The organism is Pontibacter toksunensis (assembly GCF_042686245.1).
GTDB classification, from domain to species: Bacteria; Bacteroidota; Bacteroidia; order Cytophagales; family Hymenobacteraceae; genus Pontibacter; species Pontibacter toksunensis.
On the sequence record NZ_JBHUOX010000080.1, the window covers coordinates 1 to 1,844 of the forward strand.

Annotated in this window: 1 protein-coding gene; it reads right to left on the bottom strand. The window is 55.9% G+C overall.

From position 1 onward, the window contains the following. Window positions 1-47: 47 nt before the first annotated feature. Window positions 48-1,355 carry a group II intron reverse transcriptase/maturase gene (ltrA, locus tag ACFS7Z_RS27155; RefSeq protein WP_377492598.1) on the bottom strand — a complete coding sequence of 436 codons (1,308 nt, stop codon included), beginning with the start codon at window positions 1,353-1,355 and terminating at the stop codon, window positions 48-50. Between the last annotated feature and the right edge of the window lie 489 nt (window positions 1,356-1,844).

Here is a 1,844-nt window from a genome sequence, read left to right on the forward strand (position 1 = left end):
CAATCGAGTAGACGGCCCCGCCAGCGTTAACTGACGGGGTGCGCCTCTCACACCACTGTACAAGCGGGTCTCGCATACAGCGGTTCGTTAAGTTGTGGAGCTACTTTCCTGTAGTAGTCGAGCATTGATTCGTACCCCCTACGGACGAGCCGTTTCACTGTCACCGTCGTTATCAGGATTGGACTTTGGGCCACAGCCCATCCTCCTTTCCTGGTTCTGCTCCAGGCATAGGCCTGCCACTTCGGGACGCCCAGCCGAATCAGGTTTTTCCTTTTCCGCTCCGGTCGTTTCCACTCATGCCAGATGCAGTGCCTGAGTCTGTTGCGTATCCAACTGTCGATGTCTTTGAGTTTGCCCTGTATACTTGCCATACGGAAGTAGTGGACCCAGCCTCGCTGCGCCTCTTTCAGTTCCCGGACACGTTCATCGAAAGCACTTGGCGTGGTTTTCCGGGTGATAGCCCTCAGCTTTTGTTTCAGCCTTGCCCATCCCTTCTTTGCCACCACCAGTTGGTATTTGTCCTTGTCGCCCTTCCTGTAGGTAGGCACGAACCCGTGACCCAGTAACTGGAAATCCACAGGCCGCCTAATGCCGGACTTCTCCCTGTTGATAGGCAGCTTCAGCCTGTCCCGGAGGAACAGGAATACAGCATTGCCCACCTTTCGGGCTGTCTCCTCACTCTTGGTGTAGACGCTGAAGTCATCGGCGTAGCGCAGTCCCTGCCTTTCCAGTTCCTTGTCCAGCTCGTGGAGCATGATGTTGGAGAGAAGCGGCGAGAGCGGACTGCCCTGCGGCACACCTTTCCGGCGTTTGGCCAGTCTCCCGCTAATAAGGATGGGAGCCCGGAGCCATTTGCGGACCAGGCGTAGGGTGAGGGAACATTTTACCTTACGGTAGAGCAGTTGCAGCAGCAGGCAGTGGTCCACTTCGTCAAAGAAGCTTTTCAGGTCTATGTCAACAATATGCTGGTAGCCCTCATGGATGTTCCTGTGTGCCTGCTGCACTGCCTGGTGGGCGTTGCGGTTGGGACGAAAGCCGTAGCTGTGCTCCCTGAACTCCAGTTCAAAGAGCGGGCTCAGCACCTGGCTAACCGCCTGTTGCAGCACGCGGTCGGTGACGGTGGGAATGCCCAGCAGGCGATTCTTGCCGTTGCTCTTGGGTATCTCTACCCCTAAGATGGGGAGAGGCAGGTACCTGCCGTTGCGGATGGCGGTGGCGATGGCGTCCCTGTTTTGTTTCAGGTGCGCTGCCAGCTCCTCTACCCGCATACCGTCCACGCCAGCCGAACCTTTGTTGGCCAGCACGTGCGTGTATGCCCTGAGCATGTTGCCCCGGTGGAGTACCTTCTCTATCATCTTTTACTAGTACTACTATTGTTGTAATATCTGCCCCGCTTAAGGCAAGGCTGGCCGGGCCTCCTTGTCGAATTAAGGGCAACTTAACGTTTGGCCCTTCAGCAGATTGTGAGACCTCCGGGTGCTTCCCGGCTCGTTACTTCTACCTACTATGGCCTCTGCTGACTTCTCCCTGTGTTCACGACACCGGGAGACCTCCCCAGGTAAGAGCACATTCCTTCCTCCGATTCCTGGCACATCTACATCGTAGCGCTTGTTGGCCAGGGGCATTGCAAAGGTGTGCTTGCTTACCCGCGCTACCATGCCTCTTATGTGCTTTCTGTTCGTCAGTACCTGATTTTGCAGTCCCGCTTTCTTCACTGCACGCCTCGCGACGAACCAGCTTGCGGCTTGCTAACAGGCTTCACCAACTCGCCTGCAAGGGACTTTCACCCTCTGGAATAAATTGATACCTTTAGTATCAGGTGCCCATACTGGGCGCACACAAAA

Bases quoted from the DNA above. Each gene is read 5' to 3' on its own strand.
- ltrA (WP_377492598.1), bottom strand. From the start codon at position 1,355: ATGATAGAGAAGGTACTCCACCGGGGCAACATGCTCAGGGCATACACG.